The organism is Nitrospira sp. (genome assembly GCA_016788885.1).
GTDB lineage: Bacteria > Nitrospirota > Nitrospiria > Nitrospirales > Nitrospiraceae > Nitrospira_A.
Genome location: JAEURX010000017.1, coordinates 57548 through 77010, shown reverse-complemented (window position 1 = coordinate 77010; position 19463 = coordinate 57548). Strand labels below are relative to the sequence as shown.

Annotated in this window: 9 protein-coding genes and 1 tRNA gene; 8 read left to right on the top strand and 2 right to left on the bottom strand. The window is 55.4% G+C overall.

Going from position 1 to position 19463, the window contains the following annotated elements; genetic code table 11:
• Positions 1-73 precede the first annotated feature (73 nt).
• Positions 74-2044 carry a 1,4-alpha-glucan branching protein GlgB gene (gene glgB, locus JNL86_05120; protein ID MBL8042281.1) on the bottom strand — a complete coding sequence of 657 codons (1971 nt, stop codon included), beginning with the start codon at positions 2042-2044 and terminating at the stop codon, positions 74-76.
• Positions 2045-2207: 163 nt separating this feature from the next.
• On the opposite strand from glgB, the gene JNL86_05115 reads away from it, so the two are divergent.
• The 3 genes from JNL86_05115 to JNL86_05105 all read left to right on the top strand — a co-directional run bounded on the left by JNL86_05115 (position 2208) and on the right by JNL86_05105 (position 6025).
• Positions 2208-2285 (top strand) — tRNA-Glu (locus tag JNL86_05115).
• Between the two features lie 241 nt (positions 2286-2526).
• Positions 2527-5304, top strand: a complete 2778-nt coding sequence (locus tag JNL86_05110) for a PAS domain S-box protein (protein MBL8042280.1) — start codon at positions 2527-2529, stop codon at positions 5302-5304.
• Positions 5270-6025 carry a response regulator gene (locus JNL86_05105; GenBank protein ID MBL8042279.1) on the top strand — a complete coding sequence of 252 codons (756 nt, stop codon included), beginning with the start codon at positions 5270-5272 and terminating at the stop codon, positions 6023-6025. The genes JNL86_05110 and JNL86_05105 overlap by 35 nt, the downstream gene beginning before the upstream one ends.
• 145 nt (positions 6026-6170) lie before the next feature.
• On the opposite strand, the gene JNL86_05100 is transcribed toward JNL86_05105, so the two are convergent.
• Positions 6171-6638: a lipocalin family protein gene (locus JNL86_05100; protein MBL8042278.1), complete on the bottom strand. Its 468-nt coding sequence runs from the start codon at positions 6636-6638 to the stop codon at positions 6171-6173.
• A gap of 589 nt (positions 6639-7227) precedes the next feature.
• Here JNL86_05100 and JNL86_05095 point away from each other — a divergent pair.
• Genes JNL86_05095 through JNL86_05075 form a run of 5 tightly spaced genes read left to right on the top strand, consistent with a single transcriptional unit; the run spans position 7228 to position 19438 of the window.
• Positions 7228-7563 (top strand): hypothetical protein, encoded by a 336-nt coding sequence (locus tag JNL86_05095; GenBank protein ID MBL8042277.1) that lies wholly within the window; start codon positions 7228-7230, stop codon positions 7561-7563.
• Positions 7564-7584: 21 nt separating this feature from the next.
• Positions 7585-9747 carry a type I secretion system permease/ATPase gene (locus JNL86_05090; protein ID MBL8042276.1) on the top strand — a complete coding sequence of 721 codons (2163 nt, stop codon included), beginning with the start codon at positions 7585-7587 and terminating at the stop codon, positions 9745-9747.
• A complete protein-coding gene (locus JNL86_05085) occupies positions 9747-11123 on the top strand; it encodes an HlyD family type I secretion periplasmic adaptor subunit (GenBank protein MBL8042275.1) in 1377 nt (458 codons plus the stop codon). The genes JNL86_05090 and JNL86_05085 overlap by 1 nt, the downstream gene beginning before the upstream one ends.
• A 7-nt stretch (positions 11124-11130) precedes the next feature.
• Positions 11131-12117, top strand: coding sequence for a hypothetical protein (locus tag JNL86_05080; protein MBL8042274.1), 987 nt, complete (start codon positions 11131-11133; stop codon positions 12115-12117).
• Entirely contained in the window at positions 12104-19438 is a 7335-nt protein-coding gene (locus JNL86_05075) for a hypothetical protein (protein MBL8042273.1), read from the top strand. Before JNL86_05080 ends, JNL86_05075 begins: the two co-directional genes overlap by 14 nt.
• The last annotated feature ends 25 nt before the right edge of the window (positions 19439-19463 follow it).

Genomic DNA, 19463 nt, shown 5'->3' with positions numbered 1-19463 from the left:
CGGACCCGATGATCCACGATCGTTGCGGTGATCCTACCTGAGCGGAAGCGGAAAGGCGAGTCGAAGCGTGAGGTCAGTCGGCATGTTTGAAGAACAGCACAGCCAGCGGAGGCAGGGTCATGACCAGGGAGTGGGCATGCCCATGGGCGGGAACCGGCTCGGCCGACAGGCCGCCGAGATTTCCCATCCCACTGCCGCCGTAGGTCGAGGCATCGCTGTTCAGCAACTCTTTCCAATAGCCTCCGTGCGGGACGCCAACTCGATACTGCTGGCGCGGCACCGGTGTGAAATTGCAGACGATGGCAACACTCTGCGGAGATGATCGGCCATGGCGTAGGAGGCTGATGACTCCGGTGTCCGCATCTTGACAATCGATCCACTCAAACCCGCGAGGATCAAAGTCACATTCATGGAGGGCCGGCTCCGTGCGGTATAGGCGATTGAGGTCGGCGACCCATCGCTGTACACCCTGATGAGGCGGGTATTGCAGGAGGTTCCAATCAATGCTGTCGTCATGGGCCCACTCCCGCCACTGGCCGATTTCGCCTCCCATGAACAGCAGTTTCTTGGCCGCCTGCGCGTACATGTAGCCAAAAAGCACACGGAGGTTGGCGAACTTTTGCCAGTCGTCCCCGGGCATTTTCCCCAGGAGTGAACCTTTCCCATGTACCACTTCGTCGTGGGACAGAGGCAACAGAAAGTTCTCTTGAAACGCATACAGCATACGAAAGGTGAGATTCCGGTGATGGTGTTTGCGATAGACCGGATCCAGCGCCATGTACTCGAGGGTGTCGTGCATCCAGCCCATATCCCACTTCATGCCGAACCCCAATCCGCCAGCGTACGTGGGGCGTGACACGGACGGCCAGGAAGTCGATTCCTCCGCATAGGTCTGCACGTCCGGGTGTCGGCGATAGATTTCTTCATTGAGCTGGCGAAGAAAGGTAATGGCGTCCAAATTTTCCCGCCCGCCATGGCGATTGGGGATCCATTCCCCTTCCTTCCGCGAATAGTCCAGGTACAACATTGAGGCGACCGCATCCACCCGAAGTCCATCCGCGTGGTATTGCTCTAGCCAGAAGAGGGCGCTGCTGATCAGAAAGCTGCGCACTTCATTGCGACTATAGTTGAAGACCGCGGTGCCCCAATCAGGGTGAAGCCCCTGGCGAGGATCCGCATGTTCAAAGAGATGGCTGCCGTCGAATCGGCTGAGCCCATGCTCGTCCGTCGGGAAGTGCGAGGGGACCCAGTCCAGAATCACGCCAATGTTGTGCTGATGCAGCTGATCAATCAGGTACATCAAATCCTGCGGCGTGCCATAGTTGCCGGAAGGAGCGAAGTATCCGGTTGTTTGGTAGCCCCAGGACCCGAAAAAGGGATGATCCATCAGCGGCAGGAATTCCACGTGCGTGAACCCTAATCGCTGCACATAGTCGATCAACTTCGGCGCCGCTTCACGGTAGCTCAGGGAGCGGTTGCCGTCGCCGGGGACGCGCATCCAGGAGCCGAGATGCACTTCGTAAATGCTGATCGGGGCATTCAGCGCATTGTGCCGGGCACGAGACTGCATCCAGTCGTGGTCATGCCAGGTGTAGTTCAGGTCCCAGACTACCGAGGCGGACTTCGGTGGGACCTCGTTGAGTCGGGCAAACGGGTCGGTTTTGATGAGCACTGCCCCGCGGTTTCGTGAGCGGATATGGAATTTGTACAACGTACCGCACCCCACACCGGGGACAAAGCCTTCCCAGATGCCGGATGATTGACAGGGGCGAAGTGGATGACGGGTTGGGTCCCAATGATTGAACGTTCCGAACACCGACACCTGCTCGGCTTCCGGCGCCCACACGGCGAAATAGGTGCCTTCCACTCCGCCGAAACTCGTGGGGTGCGCCCCGAGCTTGTCATACAAATGAAAGTGAGTGCCCTCGTTAAAAAGGTACAGATCATCCGAGGAAAGGAGGCTGCTGTCCTGTCGGGACGTTTCGTGCAGGGACGAGATCGACCCAAGTGGCTGACCGGCTTGGTGGTGTCGGAAGTGGTCCATACGGGGAGAGTACTTCGGCTGAGGCCAGGCCGTCAATTGGCTGTCAGGCCGATCGGCCGTTTATGGTTTGTGCGGGAGAGGAGGCGGGAGATCTTGCACGGGGCTAGTGACACATCTCAAGCAAGTGTGATATGAATCAACCCGCCAATACGGGCCTCTCTTCGTCCCCATCGTCTAGCCTGGCCTAGGACATTGCCCTTTCAAGGCAGTAACACGGGTTCAAATCCCGTTGGGGACACCACACTTTTCCAGATTACTTATTGGCAGACTGTTTCGGTGGACTGCCGCCTCTCTGATATGGCAGCCTGCACCAAACATATGTGGCATGACGGCTTCATGGAGGCTGGTGTCTGTCGTGGGTGAGGATTCCTGAACGGCTTGCCGATGGGCTGAGTGCGCCATCGGGTCTCGACCACGAAGCAGTGTGCGTCCCGCCTCATGATCCGACGTCCTTGTGACACAGTGACGTACGGAGCTTCTGTGTGACCAGTCTCGCCTCTTGTTGGCAGCGTATCCTGCCGGCCCACTCAGATTCGGGCCGTACAGCGTGGTTGTGGTGTGCCTTCGGTGCCGTAAGCCTTCTTGGCACGGCCGCGCTCGATGTCTTCACTCCCCTGAAACTGGCGGCTGGTGCGGGATATCTGCTGGCCGTGTTGTCTGCCGGCATGGTGCAGTCTTCCCGAGCTCCCTGGGTCGTGGCGGCCCTTGCCACCGGCCTTTCCGGGCTTGGATTGTACGGGACTTCGCCCGGTGACGGGGTCTGGCGCGAGGCTATAAGTCGCGGCATCTTCGTCGGCGCTTGTTGGCTGGCAGCCTGGATTGTTGCTCAATGGCAGGCTGCATCCAAAACCCGGGCCTATCTGCCCTCTGCGCGCTTGCAGTCGCTGCTGACCAACAGTCAGACCATCATTTTCGTCAAAGATCTCAATGGGCGGTTTCTCGAAGTCAGCGATCAGTTCGCAGGGTTGCTCGGGCTTCCGGCTGAGGCGGTGATTGGGAAGACCGATCATGACTTCTTTCCTGCCGGTGTGGCCGACGTGTATCGACAACATGATGCGGAGGTCGTGAAGGCCGGAACGGTGATGAATTTTGAGGAAGCGGCGTTGGTCAATGGCAGCCTGCGCTGGTTTGTGTCACGAAAGTTTCCATTCTACGACGAGGCCGGTCGGATTATTGCCGTCGGAGGCGTGGCGACGGATATGACGGCCCGGTTGCAGGCTGAAGCCGATCGCCATGACGCGCAAGAGCGCTTGGATCTGGTGGTCGCGGCGACACAGACGGGAGTCTGGGATTGGGATATGTCGACCAATCGGATGTATTACTCCGCTCTCTGGAAGGCGAGTTTGGGCTATGAAGAATGGGAGCTCTCTGATTCACCTGCCGAATGGGAGTCCCGCCTGCATCCTGAGGACAAGTCGCGCGTACTGGCTCTCGTTGACGACTACCTGTCCGGTCGGATCGCTTCCTATGAATTGGAACATCGGTTGCGTCACAAAGACGGGACGTATCGGTGGATTCATACGGTGGCGGTGCTGCAACGGGAACCGGAAGGGCGTCCTTGGCGGATGACCGGATCGCATGTCGACATTACCAAGCGTAAACAGGCAGAGCAGGCCTTGTCGCAGAGCGAGTCTACGCTCAGGAGTTTTTTCGAGAGTGACGTGTTGATGATGGGAATCGTGGAAGTGGTCGACGGCGATATCTTGCACGTATCGGACAATCGGCGGGTTGCCTCGTTTTTCGGTACGACACCGGAACGAATGCGAGGACGACGGGCCTCGGAGATGGGCGTTCCTGCGGAGGTTATCCAACACTGGATCCGTCACTACGAGGAAAGTGAACGCAGGAAGAAGCCGGTGCGCTTTACCTACGTCCATCCCGAACCGGCTACCGGAGCAAACCTCCACTTGTCCGTGACCGTGTGCTGGATCGGCGCCGGCTGCGATGGACACGTTCGGTACTCATATCTCGTTGAGGATGTGACCGAGTCCTACCGATTAGAAGCCACGCTCCGAGAAACCGCTGAGCGGTATCGAGGCGTGGTGGCAGCCCTCGCCGAAGGCGTGGTGTTGCATGACGCGCAAGGGCGGATCATCGCCTGCAATCCCAGTGCGGAACGGATCCTTGGTCTGACGACGGATCAACTGCTGGGGCGAACATCGGTCGATCCTGCTTGGCAGGCGATTCGTCCTGACGGGAGGCCGTTTGAGGCGGACCTGCGTCCCCCGACGGTGACCCTTCGAACCGGTCGTCCTTGTACCGAAGTGGTCATGGGGTTGCATCGGCCGACGGGGGAACTGCGGTGGGTGTCCATCAATACCCAGGCCTTGACGGGACCGGAGGGAGGGCAACCGTATGGCGTGGTCGGATCGTTCCACGACATCACGGAGCGTAGGCGGGCCGAGCAGGCATTGCTGGAGGCCCAGACCGAATTGGAACACCGGGTGCAGGAGCGTACCGCGAAGATTCAGGAGCTGGAGTCTCAGCGTGCGCAGGCCGAAAAGCTGGCAGCTCTCGGCCATTTGGCCGTCGGCATTGCGCATGAAGTGAACAACCCCTTGGCCGGGATCACGAATGCCTTCCACCTCGTGAAGCAGGGAATCGACCGTGACCACCGACACTATCGGTTCGTAGAGCTCATTGAGCGAGAAATCCGTCGCCTGACGACCATCGTGAAGAAGATGTACACCTTGTATCAAGGTGTTCCGGCGGGCAAGCGTGAACCGACGGATATCGCCGCACTCCTTCAGGACCTGACCGCGTTGCTTGGACATAAACTCTCGGCGAAACGAATCCGCTTGTGCGCGAAAGTGGAGATCGCTCGGCAGAGTGTTGATGTGTCGAGGTCTGACCTGTTTCAGGTATTGCTCAACCTTGTTCAGAATGCCATTGATGCCTCTAGTCCCGACAGCGAGATCGAATTGATTGTTGCCGAACGGGAGGATCAGCTTCGCTGGAGCGTGACCGATCACGGCACCGGTATCGCCCCCCATGTACTGCCGCATGTATTTGATCCCTTCTTCACGACGAAGTCCGGCTCGAGTTGGCAGGGGCTCGGCCTTGGCTTATCCGTTTCTCGAGGTTTGGTTCAGGCCATGGGGGGCAAGATCGAAATTGAAACAACTATTCAACGTGGGTCGACCTTCACTGTCGTGCATCCGCTTGCCGCGACCGACGATATTGAGCCCCTCGGGGCACAGTCGCCAATAGGAAAGGGACAACAAGATGATGACTATGCAGCAACGCATTCTCATTGCTGACGATGAGGAAACGTTTCGTGAGTCCACATCGGCGATTCTGGCCGATGCGGGATACGCATGCAGCTCCGCCAGGGACGCGGTTGAGGCCGAGCGCCTTTTGGAGAACGGCTTCGATCTCCTGCTGGCCGATGTCCGTATGCCTGGAAATGCCCAGTTAGAGCTTCTGGAGGTGGTGGCCAAACGCCACCCGGATCTGCCGGTGGTTGTGGTCACGGGATACCCGACGGTGGGGACGGCGATCGAATCGTTTCGCCTTTCGATCGTGGATTATTTGATCAAGCCGGTCGAGTTGGATGAACTGAAACGGGCGGTTGAGCGAGGGCTGCGACGCCGGATCCTCACGCGAGCGGTAAAGGATGCCATGACTGAAACAGCCAAAGTGGCCGGACTCTTCGATCGCTTGGGGCGGTCGATCACACAGCACGGTCGGTCCGGCGATCATCTGGAATGGAGTGCGCAGGAGTACATGGCGCAGGCCATGGGACATATCGCACAGTTGTCTGCGTTGGTTGGACGAACGATGGAGGCCTCACGAACGGGACCTCCTGCGGAGCCGACCGATATCTGTGCCTTCATGAAGTGCCCGCGCCTGGATCGGTATGAGGCTGTGATTCAGGATGCAGTCGAGGTCATGGAGCGTACGCGAAGTTCCTTCAAGTCGAAGGAGATCGGCGCGCTGCGGCAGCGATTGGAAACCGTGTTGCAGGAGGGCCGCCGCTAAGCCAGGTGTATGGAAGAAGGGGAAGAGGGAGCCATGAGTCCTGAAGGAGCTCCGCCAGACAGAGTACGCCACGGAAGGACCGTGGTCGTCGTTGAGGCAACGTGCGAACTCTCTCTGCCAGCGAAGACTCAATGATTGGAAGATCTTATGGTGTGGTCGGACGAAGCGTGCGGATGAGTGACGAGACAGGAAAGCCGAGTTGCCTGGCCTGTGCGACGTAGTGCTGGTATGTGATGTTGTCCAGTTGAGGCGTGCGGGAAAGAACCCAGAGATAACGGCGATCGGGCGTACCCACCATCGCGGAGCGGTAATCTGGATCAAGTGCGAGAATCCAGTAGTTGCCGTCACGGGATGAGCCGAACAGCCGGGCAAAGAAATTGTCGAAGACGACCGTCAGTCGCGCGTTCGTCTGTGGATCAACAACCCGCGCCATCCCCTCGACAAAATCCTGCCCCCCCGTGTCGGTCACACATTCATTGCGCACACCAATCGTGCCATCCGGCCGTCTTGTGTAGGTCGCCATGGAATGTACGCAATGACGCTGAAACCACATCGGCAGCCGTGCAATCTCATACCAGGTGCCGCTATAGCGGTCGAGGTCCACAGCCGGCACAGTCGGCAGGATGTCTTTCCGGTCTATCGCAGCACAGTCTGTGAGTATTACGCAAAGCGTTACAGCCAGCGGTACAATGTAATCGCGGAGCCAATCATCGGGCCTGCCTTGCACATTGAGCCTCCAGATGTCCTGGGCAATCCTACACCGCTTGTGCATGCGAAGAATACGGTTCGCGTATTCCACCAGCTCTTTTATAACCTTGGTTCAAGAATATTCATGATTCCTTGCTTCCAAACCATCCTAGCCCACTGGTTCATGTTCCACTCCGACGAGTCATCACCACACCTTGGATAGATCCGCGGATCGACACACGTTGCTACCGCCTATATGCGTCGCCGAGTAGTCCACCTCGTGTCCGTTCGTCCGCCAAACGCCTCGGACTGGGGCATCTGCTGTGTGCCTGCCTAACCGAGATCATTGGAATCATCGTTCACCTAGGTAAAGAGCCTGGCCTACCAAAGTTTTCGCCCGTGCCCTCCCTCTGGGGAATATTCCACTCAACGACCTTCGAATAGTATCGCCCTTGCTTGGGCACGTGGGTTGTTTAGCCGAGGTATCGTTCATTTGCATAAGGAGGGGGGAGCGCATGGCCGTTGGAAGCAGTCCCGAGCAGAATGGTGGCAAATCTGTGGCGCTGCATGTCCGTCTCAAGCCGAGTGGAGAGGCCGACCAACCGACATTGGCGAACTACTCACATGTCAGTCTCGCGCAAGGGTTGGCTTACGTTGATTTTGGGTTTTTAGAGCCAGGGCTACTGGGCGCCGTCGCTCAGCGTGCGCAGAAAGGCGAAACGCTTCCGAAGCAACTTGAGGGAACCAGAACCGTTCGGGTGGCCTTGCCTCTTGATGCGGTGATCCGCTTGCACCAGCAACTTCAGCAGTTGGTGGCCAGTCTCCAGCCTGCCAAATCGAAACTGTCCTAACTCATTACTCGCCATACCGTCATGGAAGTCTCGACTCCCCATCTCGATTCTTGCTCAACGGCGGTACATCTGCCCGATACCGGACTATTGTGCCTGCAATTGATTGCGCGCTTTTATGATGTGCCGATGGATGGTGGCCAAATTCAGCATCAATTCGGTGAGTCTGGCCACTCACTGAAGACGAATGCATTATTGCGTGCTGCAAAACATGTCGGCCTCAAGGCCGGTCTTGTAACCACTTCATGGGACGAACTAGCCGCGACGCCACTTCCGGCGATCGCGCGACGGACTGATGGTAGGCATGTTGTCTTAGCGAAAGTGCAGGGAGAGAAGGTGCTCGTTCAAGATCCGCTGGAGAAGCGGCCGAATCTTCTCATGAAGGAGGAATTTGTCGCCACATGGAGCGGTAGCCTGCTGCTCTGTACAAAACGCGTAGGCTTGCGAATAGAGGATCGTTCCTTCGACATCACCTGGTTTATCCCCGCGGTACTCAAGTACCGGCGCCTGCTGGGCGAAGTGGTACTGGCGTCGTTCTTCCTCCAGCTCTTTGCGTTGCTAACCCCGCTCTTTACTCAAGTGGTCATCGACAAGGTGCTCGTGCACAAAGGATTCACGACACTTCATGTCATGGCTGTAGGTATGTTGGCTCTCGCCCTGTTTGATGGGTTGCTGGGAGGACTGCGTACCTACCTATTCGCCCACACCACGAATCGGATCGATGTAGGATTGGGATCGCAATTGTTCCGTCATCTCTTGGCGTTGCCGCTGGCCTACTTCGAAGCGCGACGAGTTGGCGATACGGTGGCGCGAGTACGGGAGCTTGAGCAAATCCGTCAGTTCCTCACGAGTAATGCTGTGACAGTCGTGTTGGATGTGGTGTTTACCATCGTGTTTTTGGGTGTGATGTGGATCTATAGTCCCACGCTTACATTGGTCGTGATGGCTTCGCTGCCATTGTATGTCCTGCTGTCTGTGCTCATTACGCCGACCATTCGCGCGCGGCTCCATGAAAAATTCAACCGCGGTGCGGAAAATCAGTCCTTTCTGGTGGAAGCGGTAAGCGGCATTCAAACCGTGAAGGCGCTTGCCGTCGAACCGCCGCTGCAACGCCGGTGGGATGAGCAATTGGCCGGGTATGTCCAAGCGAGTTTCCGCGCCACCAACCTCATTGCTGTAGCTGGACAAGCGGCGACGTGCATTCAGAAATCGACGACCATTGCGGTTATGTGGGTGGGTGCCTATCAAGTCATTGATGGCGCATTGAGCATCGGGGAGTTGATCGCCTTCAACATGCTGTCGGGTCAGGTGACGGGACCATTGTTGCGCATGGTGAATCTGTGGCAAGAGTTTCAGCAAGTCGGTATCTCGATTCAGCGATTGGGGGATGTCCTCAATGCCAAGGCGGAACCTTCCTACAACCCCAACCGCACCACCCTTCCGCAGATTGCGGGCCAGATCGTCTTTGACGATGTGGGCTTTCGGTATCGAATCGACGGCCCGCCGGTACTTCAGCATGTCTCTCTCACGCTGCAACCGGGGCAGATCGTCGGTGTGGTGGGGCGCTCCGGGTCGGGGAAAAGTACAATCGCCAAATTGGTGCAACGGCTCTATGTGCCGGAGCGTGGTCGCGTGTTGGTGGATGGCGTTGACCTCGCGCAAATCGATCCTGCCTGGTTGCGGCGCCAAGTCGGGGTGGTGCTGCAAGAGAACTTTCTCTTTAACCGGTCAGTGCGAGACAACATTGCGTTGACGGATCCTGGGCTCTCCATGGATCGCGTCATGCATGCCGCCAAACTCGCCGGCGCCCATGAGTTCATTCTTGAACTTCCGGAGGGATACGATACGATCGTCGGGGAACATGGCTGCGCGCTCTCGGGCGGGCAGCGGCAACGCATCGCCATCGCCCGCGCATTAGTGGCCAACCCTCGTATTCTTATCTTTGACGAAGCAACCAGCGCCTTGGACTATGAGTCTGAAGCGATCATCCAGCGCAACATGGCCCAGATTTGCAAAGGGCGTACGGTCATCATTATTGCCCATCGGCTCAGCACGGTTCGTCCTGCGCATAAGATTTATGTCATTGATCGCGGGCAACTCATTGAGCAAGGCACGCATGATGAACTGCTTACGCGCAATGGGATGTATACGCGACTCCACCAACACCAGGAAGGGCGTGCGGCATAATGATGAATGCCCTGCAACGAAAGGGTTGGCGCTTTGAGGCGGCTCAATCGGCTCAGGTCGAAGCCCACGGACAGGCGCTCGAATTTCTTCCAGCGGTCCTAGAAATTCAAGATGTGCCACCCTCGCCGATCGGCCGCGCTATTCTCTGGACTATCATGCTGGTATTCGCGTCAGCGGTGGCATGGTCTTCACTGAGTCATGTCGATATCGTGGCGGTCGCGCCAGGCAAAATCATTCCCAGTGGCCATTCCAAAACTATTCAGCCGTTCGAGACCGGCGTGATCACCGCCATTCATATACAAGACGGCCAAGTGGTCAAACAGGGTGAAGTGCTGATCGAACTGGATGCCACTCAAAACCGTGCTGATCGTGATCGGGCTTCCAGCGAGTATCGAGCCGCTCTGGTCGAGGCGGCTCGTTTGCATGCACTAATAGCCGGGAAGGCTACCTTCACCGGGCCCGATGATGCCGATCCAGGATTCGTGTTGTTGCAACAGCAACTCTTGCGAGATCAGGCAGCGGAATATTTGGCGCGAGTTGATGCTGCACGACATCTTGTCGGCCAGCGAAAAGCAGCTGTAGATGCCACAAGAGAGAATCTCAGACGCCTTGAAGCCACGGTTCCGATGGAAGATGAACGAGCCGCGGCCTACCGGGCATTATTGGTACAACAGTATGTGTCGAAGATGGACTACCTCCAATTCGAACAGCAACGTATCGATAAGGCTCAGGAATGGGCGGGTCAGAAAAGTAAGTTGCGTCAGGACCAGGCAGCATTGGCAGAATCTCAACAGAATTATCAGGCGCTTATCTCGGACTTTCAACAGAGCAAGCAAGCCGAGCTTTCGGCCATGGAGATGAAAGCTGCGTCGCTCATACAAGAGGTGCGGAAAGCCGGACAAAAAACTGAGCTGCAGAAACTGGTCTCTCCAATCGACGGCGTCGTTCAACAATTGGCAGTGCACACGGTGGGCGGAGTGGTGACACCTGCTCAGCCCCTGCTGATGGTGGTACCTCAGGACCACCCGGTGGAGGTCGAGGCACAGCTCGAAAATAGAGATATCGGATTCGTGAAAGAAGGGCAGCCGGTAGAACTCAAGATCGAAACGTTTCCATTCACTCTGTATGGGACGATTCCCGGAAAGGTGTTGACCGTCTCGGACGATGCGGTACCGTTAGACAAAGACAAGGGCGGTCTAGTCTATGTGACGCGGGTGAGTATGGATCGAGCCACGATGCTGGTGGAAGGAAAGCAGATTCATCTCACCCCCGGCATGGCTGTCACGGTGGAAATCAAAACCGGACAGCGGCGGGTGATCGAATTTTTGCTGAGCCCCTTACTGAAATCGATGAAAGAGAGTTTGCGGGAGCGGTAGGAATGTCATGAAGCGGGGATGGCGCAATGAACCTTCAGGAAGAGGGTTAGTGATGAAACCAAACAGAAAAATATGGGGCATGCTGGTTCTGATCGGCCTGCTGTTGCTGGCCATGACGAGTGTCAGTAGTGCAGGACTCTTTGATAAAGACGAGACAGTGGGTGAGCGATTTCGAAAGGCTATTGAGAAGAAGGCCGAATATTGCAAAACCCATAAGATCAATCCAGCAAACCGTCGTTGCGAAATCGTCAAATTGCAGCCAGCGGACCCCTTTGCGACGGAAGAGGGACGTTTCGCCCATTCAATCAAAATTCCGAATCCAGTATCCGAAGACAGCGGCTACAAGCCAGGGATGACAAGTCAGGAGTATTTTGACCATCTCTGCAAGACCGAAGCAGGAGAGTTTATCTACAAGACAGTAGAGAACGTAGAGGGCCTTTACATGATGCGGTTGCGAAGAGCCGCCACTGATGATGAGCTCAGCCACTTGTACGCAATGGAAGACCCGTATGGTTACGTGACAGGAGGTAGCGTTGAGACAGAACGAGAATTGCTCGTGAGGCGTGGAGCCTATGCGTTCCTTGAAGAACTGGCGCCGAGTGAAAACAATGAAGCAACCTACCGACGATACACGTCGAAGTATACCAACAACGAAAAGACTCTAGTGGAGGAAGAAATGACAATGCCTGAGAGCCGATTTGGTTACATCTGGCGTGGAATTACTCGACCTCATGATCGCGAGCACGGCATCGCGGGCGGAGAGTTGCTCGTTATCAATGCGCAGACCAATGAGGTACTGGCCGTCCGTCGTGGGTTCATCCGAAGCGGAGACGTGCGCAATAACCTAACTGGGATTTGGTGGCTAGGTGGGTACGCTTGCCCGAAAGGAAAGAAAGGAAGAACTGATTTCTATACTTTTGACTTCCTTCGAGAAGTACTGTTGCCCGCTAGTTCCAATATGATGAGGAAGGAAAGTGCAGATGCCGCAAAGTGACATTTCAATATGGCTAAAATTCGCGCTACAGCAAATGGCCGCAGAAAGCTATTTAGACAATATCGATCTGAATAGTCTTGAAGAAGTCACACGGCGCCTGCTGCGCGGGAATAATCGAGAGGGCTTTCCCGAGACAGGCTTTACACGCTTCACAGGAACGCTCGAAAAAGGACAGGCTCAAGCGTTTGTACAGCACTATCAGATCATCGACCAACATGCCAGTGATGCGACGGGGTTTAGCGCGACGTTGATCAAAGATTTGAGCGATCCGACTGGGAAAACGTTCACCTTAGCCTTCCGAAGCGTGGAGTACCAGGACCAGGCCAAAGGGGGCGATTGGGAGCGAGATGGAAATGGTGGCGCAGCGGGGGAAATAGCAGGTAGAGGATTTGCCTTCGCTCAACTTGTGAGTATGGAGCGGTACTGGAAACAAATCCAGCCAACCCTACCGCCAGGTGCCATTCTGAACGTCACGGGATACTCATTGGGTGGACATTTAGCGACAGTGTTTACCGAACTCCACGCTGATCAAGTGAATCATACCTATACATTTAACGCTGCTGGGCGTGGCGCATTTGCGAACGTATTGCTCTCGGAAACAGAAGAGATTGCTCGAATTAGGGAGATGGTGACCAATCTCGATACGCAGATCAAACAGTTCGATCCCAGCGAACTATTGACGCAGAGCGGTGCATCGGGGAACTTATATACAGATGCTCGATATACCCAAGCGCTGACGGTTGTTCAGCAGCTGTACGCCACGGTTGGGACGTCCGTGTTTGTTCCACCTGGCGGAGTACTAGGTGGAGTTACTCGTACCGGCGGTCCCTTTGACAAGATCTCGCAATTGTTTGGTCATGCGACGAGCGGTATTGATCCACAGATCATTGCCAATTCTGGCATCCACGCCCCCGTTCATGAAATTCTTATAGAAGGACAGCCATTGATCGAGGGGATCAACCTTCAGAATCCGCGTGAGTCTCAGTATGGCAACACCCATAGCATCACGCTTCTTGTTGATTCCTTGGCTCTGCAAGAACTTTTCGAGACGGTAGACCCTGACCTAACACAGGGTGACATTGAAGGCATTTTAAAAGCTGCATCCTCGGCAGCCGCCAGCTCTTTCGCTTCACCGGTTGATGAGCACGTGGCCGAAGGCGACACGCTGGAAGTGGCCCTGGATGCCCTTCGTGCTCTGTTTGTTCCAAGCGATCCAGATCCCAATACTGACTTCAACGATGACACGGGAGGCTTTGGGGACATCGGGGCACGCAATGAGTTTTATTCCCATATTGAGCAGGTTCGAACCTCCTTAAATAATCAAACATATGTCATTGAGCCGTTAATCCAAACGGATGGTCTAGGACGAGTCGCTCCACGATTGTCGGCCGAGGAATTAAAGAATGCTGCCCAAGATCCTGGCAATAGTGGATTGGCCTATCGTTATGCGTTGCGAGCACTGAATCCTTTTGCGGTAGTAGGGGCGGACTACAACGGTCTTGGCCATACAGCGGATGGACAACTTTCATTGTACGATCCGTCGAGTGGCGCGGGTAATATGACGGACCAGTATTTAAATGACCGTGGAGCCTTTCTCCTCGCTCGACTAGCCCTTACGTTATCAAATATCCCCGCTCCGTTCAGCCCTTCGCAAACTCATTACAAAGACATGGCGTCGGGAATCGAAGTGCTGGCTACTTTCCCAAGTTTTCAACGAGAGTATCTCTTCGGCAGTAGCGATGCTGAGATGCTAGAGGGACATGCGCTGACGGACGACCATCTTTATGGCGGCGATGGCGTCGATACCCTATTAGGGTATGGAGGTCATGACTACCTTCAAGGTGATGATGGTAATGACATTCTTGATGGGGGGTCTGGTACAGATCGGATGTTTGGAGGCCGAGGCGACGATTCCTATATTGTGGACGATGTTGGTGATCAGGTTATTGAAGTAGGGAACAATGGCAGTGACACCATTCGGAGTTCAGCGACATTTTCTCTCAATGGAACATCAGTAGAAGATTTACTGTTGATGGGTTCGGCCAACCTCAATGGCATCGGCAATGAGTTGGATAACCTAATTGCCGGGAACAGTGGTGCGAATAGACTAGAGGGTAACGATGGTATCGATCATCTGCTGGGAGGCCTGGGCAATGACGTTCTCCTAGGCGGGGCAGGAGACTTTGACCTTCTCGAAGGTGGCATCGGCTTTGATACGTACATTTATAATGCCGGTGACGGACTGGATCGGATTGAAGATAGCGATGCTCAAGGGAAGATTATTTTTGATGACCGAGTGCTGCAAGGCGGGGTTCGCCGTGCCGGGGATGCCAAGAATACGTATACGAGTCTTGATGGGAAAACCATCTATGTCATGTCAGGGACCGATCTGATCGTTAATGGAGTGCTCATCGTCGACGAGAACTTTCAAAGCGGTCAGATGGAAATTCAATTGCGAGACATGTCGGAGATCCCTCGCGACGCGGGTTTCCCCACAGGCTCCTTTGTAGATGTCTATCTAGGTGGTGGAGAGTCTGAAGGGTTTTCACCAGGTCTCGGTGCGACAGAAATCCATGCAAACGGCGGCAATGATCTTCTCTCTGGAGACAATTGGGCATTTGTCGGCCCATTCGATGATCTATTGGATGGCGGCAGTGGCGATGACGTGTTTATAGGTGGGTTCGGGGACGATTACTTGATCGGTGGTTCTGGGGATGATTACGCAATGATGACCGAGGGGGATATGTTCCTCGGAGGGAATGGCGACGATTATGCGGTGGGCCTTGCCGACTACTGGGATTCCAGCGGTCTTCGTGTCGATGGCGGCGCCTACTATGCCGACGGTGGGGGCGGAAACGACACGTTCTTGGGGGAGATGGGCTCAGACACGCTATTGGGAGGAGATGGGGATGATATTCTCCGCGGAGAGAACCGCCCAGCCGGCTGGTGGAGTCTTGCCGATGAAAATTTCAGTTGGAATCCGTCCTCACAGCCCGCTGTGATTTTCCTGTCTGGCGCCGACGACTATCTTGATGGAGGGGCCGGTAACGATTTGCTGGTCGGCGATGGCGGGGATGACATTCTCCTTGGCGGAGCCGGTGACGATCGGTTGTATGGTGAGTCAGATTTCACTCAAACGCTCGCAGGCGATGATTGGCTTGATGGGGGCGAGGGAAACGATTCATTGTTTGGAGGAGCCGGAGCGGACATGCTCTCTGGAGGTGACGGAGATGACCTCTTAGTCGGTGACTTTTCCGACGATCCAGGATCGGCCGATGTTCTTGACGGCGGTGCCGGAGCAGATGAGTTACAGGGAGGCGGAGGGGACGATATTCTGTATGGTGGAACTGGGATGGACCTGCTCGCCGGATTTGGGGGAAATGATTTTCTCGATGGTGGGGCTAACAATGATGAGTTACAAGGCGGCCTTGGAGACGACGCGCTTTGGGGCGGCGGTAGCAATGATCGCGTCTTTGGGCAGGAGGGCGACGACACACTCTTCGGTGATGAAGGCGATGACGAACTTCAAGGAGATGTCGGAAACGATACGCTTTTCGGTGGCGAAGGTCATGATGCGCTGTTTGGCCAAGACGGGAATGACATTCTATCCGGGGAAGCGGGCGATGATTTGCTGAATGGCGGACTTGGTAATGATGAGCTTGATGGCGGCGATGGCATCGATGACGTGCAGGGACGAGAGGGAAATGATTTTCTCGTCGGTGGCGCCGGAAATGATTTTCTGTACGGCGACGGCAACAACCCTACCGTTCCCGGTCTCGAAGGTGGAAATGACACGCTGGAGGGGGAAGAGGGTGATGATCAGCTATGGGGTGGCGCAAGACAGGACCAACTGTTTGGCGGCGAAGGAAGCGATCAGCTGGTCGGCGACGCCGGAGACGATCAACTTTATGGCGGGACCGGTGATGACCTGCTCGTCGGGGATTCGCCCTTCGTTCTAAATCAGGCTGGTGTAGATCTGCTGGACGGTGGGGAAGGGAATGATGTGCTGCAAGGCGGCGCGGGAGACGATGATCTCCAGGGCGGCAACGGGGACGACTTTCTCATCGGCGGCGTTGGAGTCGATACGTATCGATTCAATTTGGGGGACGGTGCCGATACGATCCAAGATAATGCAATGCAAAGCAATCGCTTGGTTTTTGGTGCAGGAATCAGCGTCGAATCGCTAAAGTTGGATGTGGCGTCAGGCGATTCTTTGGTGCTTCGCGTGGGCAATGGAGAGGATTCAATTCAGATCACCGGGTTTGGAGTGAGCAGTCCTGCCGATTTCCATACCGTCCGCCAATTCGAATTTGTCGATGGGACGGTGTTCACGGATGGCGAATTACTTGCGCGCGGCTTCCAGTTGTCCTCTCCGGCAACTGGAGGAACGCTGCAAGGAACGAGCTTTGCCGACCACATGCAAGGGAGCCAGACGGAGGATTGGCTCCATGGGCGTGGAGGCAACGACGTGTTGCTCGGTGGATTGGGTAATGATGTCTTGCAAGGTGAAGAAGGTGATGATGAATTAGATGGTGGCGCTGGAAACGACCGACTCTATGGAAACGAAGGATTCAACCTGTTGCGTGGTGGCGAAGGCAATGACATTTTGGAGTCGGCAGGTGTTGGTGACCAGCTGTTCGGTGGTGCAGGGGACGATCAGTACCACCTTCGGTCTATGGGCCAAGTCATCATCGAGGAAGTAAATGCAGGCCGTGACACGGTGTACCTCACTCCGACCGAGTCGCTTACCTTTCAGGCGTCGGACAACGTCGAAAACGTGAGGATTGAGGATGATCGGTTTCTTAGCCCGACGACCCAGGTGAATTTGATCGGCAATGCTTTAGACAATGAACTGTCAGGTTCTCACCGGCTTGATGGACAGATGGGTAATGATACGCTGATCGGGGTTGGCGACAATACATTCGTGTTCGGCCGTGGGTATGCGCAGGACACGGTGGAAACAGGTGTGCAATGGTATGCGCGAACGGGCCTTGACCGGGTGGAGTTTTTGTCGAACATCGTTCCCGGCGATCTCATCGTTGAGAACCATGGCAACGACCTAGTCCTAAGGGTCACGGGAACGACTGATCAATTGACGGTGCGCTCATACTTTTCATTGCCAGGCGAGACGGTCGATGAGCTTGTGTTCGCTGATGGCACGGTTTGGGAGTTCGCTGCTATCGAAAGCCGGATGACGTTTGTCGGTAGTGAGGCCGATGACTCGTTTTATGGGACTTCGAGAGATGAGGTTATGCAGGGTTTCGGTGGGAACGATCAAATCCTGGCGTCTTTGGGTAATGATACGCTTGACGGAGGCGCCGGAAACGATTTTCTGGAGGGCTATGGTGGAAACGATATCTATGTGTTCGGCCGCGGGTATGGACAAGATAGCATCGATGAGCAAGGAGACAGTGCGGACATCGATACGCTCCAATTGATCGATGGAATTACGTCTGGCGATATCACGTTGCGTGCTACACCTGATTTTGGCAGGGATGCCATCCTGACGCTCAATGGTACTGAGGATCAAGTGAACCTTGGCGGGTTTTTCTCATTTGATGCGTTGCGCGTTGATCGAATCCAATTCAGCGATGGGACGATGTGGGATTACAACGCCATGCTGGCTCACACGGAAGGTGTCAATCTGGTCGGTACCGAAGACACGGATTATTTCTACGGAAATGTGACCAACGATACACTGCTGGGATTAGGTGGAGACGACATTCTCTCGGGCGGCGCGGGGAATGATACGTTGGACGGGGGCACGGGCGAGGATCTCATGACCGGCGGGACCGGGAATGATGTGTATGTTGTCGACACTATCAACGACATGGTGACGGAAACGGCCGGACAAGGTACGGATACTGTGCAAAGCAGCCTTTCCTACGCACTGGGCTCGAATCTAGAAAATCTGACCCTCACCGGAAGTGCTGCTATCAATGGTACCGGCAATTCTCTCAACAATATTCTAACTGGAAATAGTGCGATAAATGTTTTGACCGGAGGAGCGGGGAACGACACCTACGTGGTAGGCGTTGGCGACACGGTGGTAGAGTCGGCGGGTGCCGGGACCGACACCGTGAAGTCTGATATCAGTTGGACGCTGGAGACGAATCTCGAAAATCTCGTCTTGACCGGCATTACTGCTGTCAATGGAACAGGTAATAGTCTTGCTAACACCCTGACAGGCAATAGCGCGGCAAATATTCTCAGTGGAGCGGCTGGGGCTGACACGCTGATTGGAGCGCAGGGGGATGATCTGTATATCGTGGACAATGTCGGCGACAAGGTCACGGAATTAGTCGGCGAGGGCATTGATACGATTCAGAGCTCTGTGACCTATACACTGAGCGCCAATGTCGAAAACCTGACGCTAAGCGGTACTTCCGCGGTCAATGGGACGGGGAATGGCCTGGACAACCTCATGATCGGAAATAGTGCCGCCAATAAGTTGACCGGAGGCGCAGGAAACGACACGTACGTTGTTGGCGCAGGGGATACGGTCATCGAGGCGATAAATGCCGGGATCGATACCGTTCAGAGTTCGGTGACTCATACACTCGCTGGGAATGTCGAAAACCTCACTCTGTTAGGCACAGGGACTATCAATGGGACAGGGAACACGCTTAATAATATTCTCATCGGCAATAACGCGGCTAACACACTGACCGGCGGTGCCGGAGATGACACGTATGTGGTCGGGGCGGGAGACACGGTGGTTGAGGCACTGAATGCCGGCATCGATACGGTGCAAAGCTCAGTGACTTGGACGTTGGGCGCGAATGTCGAAAATCTTACTCTTACGGGAACAGCCGCCATCAACGGCACGGGTAATACTCTGGCCAACGTGCTGACGGGCAACGCCGGCAATAACGCACTGGCAGGTGGCGACGGCAACGATACGTTGTCTGGTGGAAAAGGCAATGATGCGCTCAATGGTGGGACGGGTAATGACGTGTTCCAGTTTGCTCGCGGAGATGGACAGGACACCATTACGGATGCCAGTGGAACTGGTGATCGATTGAGTTTTGCATCCGGAATCGATCCCTTGGATCTCATGTTGAGTCAGAGCGCCAATGATTTGCGTATTGCAGTGTATGGTTCGACGGATCAGGTGACGATTGCTAACTGGTATGCAGGAGCATCCAACCAAGTGGAAACGGTCCAGGTCGGTAACGGTCAACAATTGATGAGCACTCAGGTGAATCAACTCATCCAAGCTATGGCGGGATTCACGCAGCAAACCGGGCTAAGCTGGGATCAGGCCATTGCCCAGCGCCCACAAGACGTGCAGCAAATTCTTGCCGCAAACTGGCATTGAGATCGGACTGTGTCGCCCCGCCGTC